7 protein-coding genes are annotated in these 8,489 nt (G+C 71.8%); 5 read left to right on the forward strand and 2 right to left on the reverse strand.

The genetic code is table 11. The annotated features are described in order from the left end of the window. Positions 1-137: class II SORL domain-containing protein (locus LLG88_02150; GenBank protein MCE5245709.1), on the forward strand; the 137-nt coding region annotated here is incomplete at its 5' end. Between the two features lie 199 nt (positions 138-336). Continuing rightward, positions 337-1,125, forward strand: coding sequence for a hypothetical protein (locus tag LLG88_02155; GenBank protein ID MCE5245710.1), 789 nt, complete (start codon positions 337-339; stop codon positions 1,123-1,125). A 12-nt stretch (positions 1,126-1,137) separates the two neighbouring features. Here LLG88_02155 and LLG88_02160 read toward each other — a convergent pair whose 3' ends face one another. Next, positions 1,138-1,776 (reverse strand): class I SAM-dependent methyltransferase, encoded by a 639-nt coding sequence (locus LLG88_02160; protein MCE5245711.1) that lies wholly within the window; start codon positions 1,774-1,776, stop codon positions 1,138-1,140. Beyond that, positions 1,773-3,389 carry a H(+)/Cl(-) exchange transporter ClcA gene (gene clcA / locus LLG88_02165; protein ID MCE5245712.1) on the reverse strand — a complete coding sequence of 539 codons (1,617 nt, stop codon included), beginning with the start codon at positions 3,387-3,389 and terminating at the stop codon, positions 1,773-1,775. The genes LLG88_02160 and clcA overlap by 4 nt, the downstream gene beginning before the upstream one ends. Before the next feature lie 271 nt (positions 3,390-3,660). Between clcA and LLG88_02170 the strand changes: the two genes are divergently transcribed. From LLG88_02170 to LLG88_02180, 3 genes are all read left to right on the forward strand, one after another. Continuing rightward, positions 3,661-4,551, forward strand: coding sequence for a M23 family metallopeptidase (locus LLG88_02170; GenBank protein MCE5245713.1), 891 nt, complete (start codon positions 3,661-3,663; stop codon positions 4,549-4,551). Positions 4,552-4,717: 166 nt separating this feature from the next. Continuing rightward, entirely contained in the window at positions 4,718-7,462 is a 2,745-nt protein-coding gene (gene secA / locus LLG88_02175) for a preprotein translocase subunit SecA (protein MCE5245714.1), read from the forward strand. 114 nt (positions 7,463-7,576) lie between these two features. Next, the coding region (locus LLG88_02180) for an SPFH domain-containing protein (GenBank protein MCE5245715.1) at positions 7,577-8,489 on the forward strand (913 nt) is incomplete at its 3' end.

An 8,489-nucleotide genomic window follows, 5' to 3' on the forward strand; every position in this document is an offset into this window, starting at 1 on the left:
GCAAGGACCCCGCGTCCGGCCACCAGCAGGCGGCGTTCTTCGTCTCGCTCGACGCGCCGGCCAAGTTCTCCGCGATGTCCTACTGCACGCTGCACGGCCTCTGGGTCAGCGAAGAGGTCCACGTCGAAGTCGAGTAGTCCACGGTCCGCGACACCGCGCCCGCGACGCGGAGGCCCGCTCTCCGCGTCGCGGCGCGTTTCGGCGCGCGACGTCCCGCTTCGCGGCGCCTCGCACGTCGCGGCGCGCGAGGCCGCGCCGCCGGTCCGGTGGCGCCCCAACGCCTGTCGCCCATATTCTTCCCCGGGGACTTGAGGCCTCGAGGGGAGAGTTCGCGCGATGAACCCGAGCACCCGGATCTTCTCGCCGATTTCGTTCGGCGTCGTCTTGATCGCCTTCTTCCTGCCGTTCTTCACCGTCTCGTGCCCGAACACGTGGCTCGTGCGGGTCAGCGGCTGGAACCTCGTCTCCGGCTCGGCGCCGGAGATCAACCCGCAGCTCACGAAGTTCATGACGGAGGGGCTGCAGGGCCTGAAGCCGAAGGCGCCGGACAGCTTCCCCGGCTCGGACTCCGGAACGACGGCGAGCCCGATCCCCGGGCCGACCAACCTGAACCTCAACATGAAGCCGGAGGCGATGGCCGAGAAAGCGCGGACGAGCAAGACCGGCCGCGTGATGGCGATCGGCGCGTTCCTCCTCGCCCTCGCCGGGCTGGCGCTCTTCTTCTTCCCCAACGAAATCGGCGTGGGCGCGATTCCCGCGGGATGCGCCGGCGCCGGCGCGGCCGCGCTCCTCGTGCTCAAGGCGGGAATGAACCCGCCGGAGATGGCGCAGGCGGAGATGTTCGGTTTCCGGATCCAGACGGAGTACGGCTTCTGGATCGCCTTCTTCGGCTTCCTCGCCGCGGTCGCCGTCAATCTCTGGCTGCACCAGCAGCGGCGCGCGGAACTGGCCGCGGTCGCGGAGCGCCAGTTCGACGGGCCGCGCGCGCCGGTGAGCCACGCCTACCCCGCCTTCCCCGGGGAAGAGCCGGAAGGCGCCGAGCGGCAGCCGACCGCCGAGAACGGCGGACGCGCCCCGCGCGAGCCGATCCCGGTCTCGGGGCACGAGCCGGCCGACAAGCCCTGACGCCGCGCCGCTTCAGGCGCGGACGTGCACGCCGAGCGCGAACCGCTTCCCGTTGGGGAGCTGCGCGACGCGTCGCCGCGGCGGCGCGAAGCCGGCCGCGGCGGCCGCCTCGTCGAGGCGCGCCGGATCGACCAGGTCGATGACCGGCGCGAGCCGCTCGAGGCTCGGATAGACCGACGCGCTGACCTTTCCCGCGGGGCAGGGGAGCTGCAGCGCCGTGCCGAGGACGCCGCCGCGCCGCAGCCAGCGGGCGCAGCGCGCGAGCAGCGGCGCCGGCTCGACGTACTCGAAGATCAGCCCGGCGAAGACGAAGTCGAACGCGCCCGCCTCGAGCTCGACCTCCGCCAGATCGCCGCGGATCAACTCGAGGCCGGGGAGGCGCGCGGCGTGCCGCTCCCGCGCCAGCTTCAGAAACTCGGGATTGATGTCGATGCCGACGATGCGGCGCGTCGCCTTCGGATCGATCCGCTCGAAGCCGTTGCCGGTCGCGCAGCCGGGGACGACGACCGCCGCGGGGCGGAACTCGCGCAGCGACTCCTCGAAGACGTCGCCGAGGAGCTGCAGCTGCGCGACGCGCGGGTCGCCCATGTGCCCTTCGTAGTCGGCCGCGGGAATGCCGAGCCACGGGTTCGGGAACGCGCCTCTGGTCATCGCTCGTCCTTGCGCTCGTCGTCGCCGCCGGCGCGCGTCGAGGCGAGCAGGCGGAGCGCCGTCTCGGGAGTCGCCGTCGCCTCGACGACCAGCGTCAGCTCGTCCCCCGCCAGAATCAGCGTGCCGCCGTGCGGGACGATGCTCCGTCCGCCCCGCTGCACCGTCGCCAGCAGGACGTGCGGGCCGAGGCCAAGGTCGGCGACGACGCGCCCGTCGAACGCCGAAGCGGGCTCGACCAGCGCCTCGAGCACCTCCGCGCCCCCTTCGGGCGGCGGCGCGGGATGGTCGCGCCGCACGTCGAGGTCGAGCAGCTTGTCGTAGATCGGCTTGTCGCGCACAGCCTCGGCCGCGAGGTAGGCGGCGAAGGCGCCGAGCAGCAGCGCGTAGAGAAGCCCGTACTCGCCGGTCATTTCGACGATCAGCACGACGCCGGTGAGCGGCGAGCGCACCGAGCCGGCGAGCACGGCGACCATCCCGATCGTGGCGAAGACCGAGGGCGAGACTCCCGCCCCCGGCAGCAGCGCGGCGAGGAACGTCCCCGCGGCGAGGCCGAACGCGGCGCCCATCATCAGGATCGGCGCGAAGATCCCGCCCGGGACCCCCGTGCCGTAGCTCAGCGCGGTGAAGAGCAGCTTGCCGCAGGCGAGGACGAACGCGGCGAGCACGACGTCCGCGGCCTCGAACCGCCCCGCGAGAAGCCGCTGCGCGACGTCGTGACCCGTGCCGGTGAGTTGCGGCGCGAAGACGAGCGCGAGCCCGCCGAGCGCGCCGAGCGCGGCGCCGGCCGCCCAACGCGGGACGCGCAGCCGCGTCCGCGCGGCGCCGACGGCGAGGAGCGTCTTGTTGAAGAGGACGCCGAACAGCCCGCCCGCGGCTCCGACGAGCGCGACGAGCGGCAGCGCCTTCAGCGGCGCGGCCCCCGGATCGGCGAGCGAAAACGACGGCTCCTGCCCCGTGGCGAGGCGGAGCACCGCGACCGCGCAGACCGATGCTGCGAGCGCGGCGCCGTAGGTCAGCGCCGACATCTCCCGCTTCAACTCCTCCATCACGAAGACGAAGCCGGCGAGCGGCGCGTTGAAGGCCGCCGCCAGGCCGGCGCCGCCGCCCGCCGCGACGAGCGCGGGCATCGAGCGCCGCCGCACCTTCAGCGCCTTGCCGACGAACTGCCCGGCCGCGGCGCCGATCTGGATCGTCGGCCCTTCGCGGCCGAGGGACATCCCCGCGGCGAGGGCGAGGAAGCCGCCGACGAACTTCACGAGGACGAGCCGCAGGGGTCGGATCACCCGCAGGCTGAGCAGGGCGGCCTTGACGTGCGGGATGCCGCTGCCCCCCGCCTCGGGGGCGAAGCGGCCGGTCAGCCAGGCCGCGGCGGCGCCGAGTCCGGCGGTCGCGGCGACGAGCGGCAACGTCCCCCAGAGCCCCGCGGCGCGCGCCCACGCACCCCAACCGCGGCCGAGGGTCTGCGCCCCCTGCACCGCGAGCTGGAACAGGAGCGCGGCGGCGCCGGCGAGGACGCCGACGAGCGCGGCGCGGAGGAACTGGCGACGGCGGTGCTCCCGTCCGAGGAAGGGGGGCGGGGCGGGGGACGCGGACGATGAGGTTGCGGCGGTCATTTCGGTTTTCGCGGCGCGGCGCGCCGCGGAGCAAGCGTACCGACCGCGCCGCGGCGTCACAAGGCGGAGCGCCGACCGGGACGCGCCGCCCCATTCGGCGGCTGCAACAATCTCGGCGTCACCGTGAGCGGGGCGTGGTCGGCGGCCGCGGTGGCAAACAACAGCTTCCGCGTAAGTAATTCGGGCCGGTTGATTTTCGGCGTCCCGCTCCGATATAGTCGCGCGTCGTTCCGTCGGGGGATGTCCGGGGGCCAACAGGAAGGGCGTGAGTATGTTGTTCCGCCGCCACTTCACCATCATGGTCGTGCCCGACGCGCAGGCGCTCCTCAAGCGCTTCCATGTCCGCGGCGGCCAGATCTTCGGCGGGATCGTCGGCCTCGCGATCCTCGCCTGCTTGGCGATCAGTTCCCCGCTCCTGCTGCTCTGGGGCGTCCACGAGTCGCGCGAACTCTCGGCCGCCCGCGCCGAGCGGCAGCGGCTCGAGGCCCGCTCGCGCGACGTCGAGCAGGCGCTCTCCGACATGCGCCAGAAGCTCGCCGCCTACGAGAAGAAGACCGAGAAGCTGGCCTACCTCGCGGGGCTGGATGTCCAGCAGCCGAAGCCGCCGGGCGGCCGGATCATCGACCAGCGGGCGGCCGTCGCCGTCCGCTACGACGAGATGCGCAGCGAGGCGGTGGAGTTGGTGGACCGCGGCGCGTCGCTCGACCGGCGGATCGGCGTCGTCGAGTCGGCGATGGGGCGGCAGACCGAGCGGCTGGCGCACATGCCGTCGCTCGCGCCGACGCGCGGCCTGATCGGCGGCGGGTTCGGCTGGCGGCGCGACCCGTTCACCGGGCTCAAGCAGTTCCACCGCGGCCTCGACATCTGCGCGCCGATCGGCACGCCGGTCCGCGCGCCCGCCGACGGCGTCGTCCGCTCGACGGAGAGGGACGGCGGCTACGGCAACACGCTGACGATCGACCACGGCGACGGGATCGTGACCCGCTACGGCCACCTCTCGGCCTTCCGCGCCCGCCCCGGGCAACGGGTCCATCGCGGCGACGTCGTCGCCTTCGTCGGCAACACCGGCCGTTCGACCGGCTCGCACGTCCACTACGAGGTCGTGCTCCACGGCGCGGCGGTCGATCCGCTGCAGTTCCTGCCGGGGGACGACCTCTTCTGATCGGTCCCGACGTCCGGCGCGGGGGCGCCGACGCCGCGGGGGCGGCTTCGTCCGGGCCGGTCGCGCGCCGGGGGGCGCGGGTCCGGCTTTTGCGCTAGCCTCAACGGTCGCCTGCCCCGGGAGGGCGGGCGTCAATTCGCCACCGAGGGGACGGTCCACGCCCATGATGATCGACAAGGTTCTCGGCAAGATCTTCGGCACCAAGAACGAGCGCGAACTGAAGCGCCTTCAGCCGTACGTGGCGCAGATCAACGCGCTCGAGCCGGCGATCCGCGCCCTCTCGGACGCGGAGCTGCGCGCCAAGACCGACGAGTTCCGCGCCCGCCTCAAGGACGGCGCGACGCTGGACGACCTCCTCGTCGAGGCGTTCGCGGTCTGCCGCGAGGCCGGCCGGCGCGTGCTCAACATGCGCCACTTCGACGTCCAGCTGATCGGCGGCATCGTCCTGCACAGCGGAACGATCGCCGAGATGCGGACCGGAGAAGGGAAGACGCTCGTCGCCACCCTGCCGGTCTACCTCAACGCGCTGAGCGGCCGCGGCGTCCACGTCGTCACCGTCAACGACTACCTCGCCCGCCGCGACGCGGAGTGGATGGGGCGGCTCTACAAGTTCCTCGGCCTCACCGTCGGCTGCATCCAGCACAACCTCTCCGACGAGGAGCGCCAGGTCGCCTACAACAGCGACGTCACCTACGGCACCAACAACGAGTTCGGCTTCGACTACCTGCGCGACAACATGAAGTTCGGCCGCGACTCGATGGTCCAGCAGAAGGGGCACGTCTACGCGATCGTCGACGAAGTCGACTCGATCCTGATCGACGAGGCGCGCACGCCGCTGATCATCTCCGGTCCGTCGGAGGGGGACACGAGCATCTACTCCCGCTGCGACGGCGTGATCCCGAAGCTGAAGAAGGGCGCCGAGCTGGCCGGCGAGGGGACGCGCGAGGAGCGGGACGAGCTCGAGGCCTCGGGCGACTACGTCGTGGACATCAAGAACCGCAACGTCGTCCTCACCGAGCAGGGCGTCGTCCACGCGGAGAAGATCCTCGGCGTGGGGAACCTCTACGACCCGTCGAACATCATGTTTCTGCACGCCGTCAACCAGGCCCTCAGGGCCCACGCCATCTACCGGCGGGACGTGGACTACATGGTCGAGGACGGCGAGGTCGTCATCGTCGACGAATTCACCGGCCGCAAGATGCCGGGCCGGCGCTGGTCGGACGGGCTGCACCAGGCGGTCGAGGCCAAGGAAGGGGTCGAGGTGCGCAGCGAGAACCAGACGCTGGCCACGATCACCTTCCAGAACTACTTCCGCATGTACGAGAAGCTGTCCGGCATGACCGGCACGGCCGAGACGGAAGCGCCCGAATTCGCGCAGATCTACAAGCTGGACGTGATGGTCATCCCGACCAACCGCCCGATGGTCCGCGCCGACAACGCCGACATCATCTTCCGCACCGAGGAAGGGAAGTTCGCGGCGGTGGTCGAGGAGATCAAGAAGCTCCACGCCGACCGCAAGCCGATTCTCGTCGGCACCACCTCGGTCGAGAAGTCGGAGCGCCTCTCGACGATGCTCAAGCGGGCCGGCGTGCCGCATCAGGTGCTGAACGCCAAGCACCACGCCCGCGAAGCCGAGATCGTCGCCCAGGCCGGCCGCCTCGGCATGGTCACGATCGCGACGAACATGGCCGGCCGCGGCACCGACATCCTGCTCGGCGGCAACCCCGAGGCGCTCGCCAAGTCGCTCTGCCTCGAGGACGCCGGCCGCGGCTGGGAAGAGGCCGACGAGGCGGCGCGCGAGGCGGCGCTGGCCAAGGCCCGCGCGATCTGCGCCAAGGAGCACGACGAGGTCGTCGAGAAGGGCGGCCTGCACATCATCGGCACCGAGCGCCACGAGGCGCGGCGCATCGACAACCAGCTGCGCGGCCGCGCCGGCCGCCAGGGCGATCCGGGCGCCTCGCGCTTCTACCTCTCGCTCGAAGACGACCTGATGCGCCGCTTCGCCTCCTGGCTGATGGAGCGGGCGCTCGCCGGCGCGGACGACGCGCCGATCGAGTCGCGGATGGTCAGCAAGCAGATCGAGAAGGCGCAGAAGCAGGTCGAAGCGCAGAACTTCGAGATCCGCAAGCGGCTGCTCGAGTACGACGACGTCCAGAACCTGCAGCGGCAGGAGGTCTACGGCCTGCGGCGCGAACTGCTGGAAGGAAGCGACCAGCACGACTACATCGTCGAGCGCGCGCAGGACCTGCTGGAGTACCTGACCGAAGAGTACCTGACGGTGGACGCCGACGCGGAGCCGCGGACCGACGAGTACTGCGGCCAGGTGACGCACTTCTTCGGCTTCGATCCGCGCAAGGTCGGCGTGGACTTCGCCGACGGCCCGGAGGCCGCGCGCGAGGCGATTTGGAAGATCGCCTCGAACCGCTTCGACGACAAGGAGCAGCGGCTCGGGGCCGACCTGATGCGCCAGTACGAGCGCTGGATCGTGCTCCAGATCATCGACCAGCAGTGGAAGGACCACCTGCTGGCCCTCGACCACCTCAAGGAAGGGATCGGCCTGCGCGCCTACGCGCAGAAGGACCCGCTGGTCGAGTACAAGCGCGAGTCGTTCGACCTCTTCATGTCGATGAAGGAGCGGATCGAGGAGGAGACGATCCGCTACCTGATGCTCTTCGAGCCGCGGACCGAGGAGGATCGGCGGCGCGAGGAGGAGCGTCTGGAGCGCGAGCAGGAGATCCGCCGGCGGGAGCAGGAGGCGATCTTCCGCGCCGCTTCGGCCTCGAAGGCCGGGGAGGAAGGGCGTCAGGCCCAGACGGTGCGCAAGACCGCCGCGGAGCGGGTCGGGCGGAACGACCCTTGCCCCTGCGGCTCGGGCAAGAAATACAAGAAGTGCTGCGGGGCGGGAGCGTAGCCGCTTCCGGAACGGACGCCGCGCGGGGCCGGGGGGCGCGGCGGTTGCGTTGGTCCGCGTCGGGCCCGATGTTGCCCCAAGGCGCCGCGGGGCGCCGCGCGAGGGAGGAGTTCCGTGTCGCTGTTCATCGAAGTCATCGAGTGGCGCGAGGAGACGGGGCAGGAGCTGGTTCACCGCTTCGAGCCGGGGGGCGAGATCAAGCTCGGCGCGCAGTTGGTCGTGACCGAGAACCAGTGGGCGATGTTCTTCAGGGACGGCCGCGCGCTCGACCTCTTCGAGACCGGCCGGCACGTCCTGAGCACCAAGAACATCCCGCTGCTGATCGAGCTGACGAAGCTCCCGTACGGCGGGACGAGCCCCTACCGCGCCGACGTCTACTTCGTCGCCAAGAAGACCTTCCTCGACCTCAAGTGGGGCACGCGGGATCCGGTCGTCTTCAAGGACCCGCAGTTCGACATGGTCCGGCTGCGCGCCCACGGCCGCTACGCGGTCAAGGTCGCCGAGCCGCGGCGGCTGGTCAACACGCTCGTCGGCACGCTCGGCCGCTTCACGACCGCCGACATCGAGGACTACCTGCGCGAGGTCGTCGTCGCCCGCCTCAACGACGCGCTGGGCGATCTGGCGATCCCGCTGCTCGAGCTGCCGCGGATGTACGACGAGGTGGCGGTCGAGCTGCGCGAGCGGGTCGCCGCCGACTTCGCGGGGCTGGGCCTCGAGCTGCAGAACCTCGTCGTCACGGCGATCACCCCGCCGGACGAGGTCTCCAAGGTCATCGACGAGCGCTCCGGCATGGCCGCGGTCGGCCTGCAGGGGAACTACCTCGCCTACAAGGCGGCGCGGGCGATGGGCGACGCGGCGCAGGGGGCGGGGGACGGCGCGGGCGCCGGCGCCGCGGCCGGCATGGGCGTCGGCGTCGGGGCCGGGCTCGGCATGGCCGTGCCGGGGATGATGCGCGAGGCGCTGGCCGCGGGGACGCGGCCCGGCGCGGCGGCGCCCGCTCCGGGCGGCGCGCCGGTTCCGCCGGTTC

The sequence above is a fragment of the bacterium genome (assembly GCA_021372775.1).
Lineage (GTDB): Bacteria > Acidobacteriota > Polarisedimenticolia > J045 > J045 > JAJFTU01.